The organism is Pseudoalteromonas sp. MTN2-4, from assembly GCF_042848605.1.
GTDB lineage: Bacteria > Pseudomonadota > Gammaproteobacteria > Enterobacterales > Alteromonadaceae > Pseudoalteromonas.
Genome location: NZ_BTGK01000060.1, coordinates 1 through 582 on the forward strand (window position 1 = coordinate 1; position 582 = coordinate 582).

1 pseudogene is annotated in these 582 nt (G+C 32.5%); it reads left to right on the top strand.

Annotation, left to right across the window (positions count from 1 at the left end):
- Positions 1-22: 22 nt before the first annotated feature.
- Positions 23-582, top strand: a pseudogene (locus tag ACGHEH_RS21715) (hypothetical protein); the annotation flags it as partial.

The following is a 582-nucleotide window of genomic DNA, read 5'->3' on the forward strand; positions in this document are numbered from 1 at the left end:
CGTTAGCTTTCTAGGAGTATTTGTGAACTATTCAAGCTATTCAATAAGTGAATTAAAAGAAAGCTTAGAAACAATTGATAAGGATGCTTATCCTGATAATTATAGAAACCTAATTGAAGAACTGAATTCAAGAAAGGATGAAGTTCAAAATCAGGAGAAAGAACAAACTGAAAGCTTTATCAAAAAATCTGAAAACCGCCTAAAAATTTTAACTTGGCTTCAGGCAGTTACAGCTATTGCATTCATTTATTTGGGTTTTATAAATTTTAATACAGAACAACAAGCTTGGGTAAATATAATACCTTTTGGTATTGCTATTTTTAACGGGTTAGCAGGTTATTATCTTTTCAAACGGGAAAGGCTGGGATTCAATTTATCTATAGTAAATCAAATTCTACAATTACTGACCGTCAACTTAGGCTTTGTTTATTTTAGCTATTCAGGGTTAGGTTCGTTAATGGTAGTTATTCAAGATGGTATTGCCGTCAAAGCTAATATTTTTAGCCCTTCCTACAATATCCTTTATGGAAGTGACTTAGGGTTTGGAGTTGGTGTAGATTTACTCGCACTATTCTTTCTTGC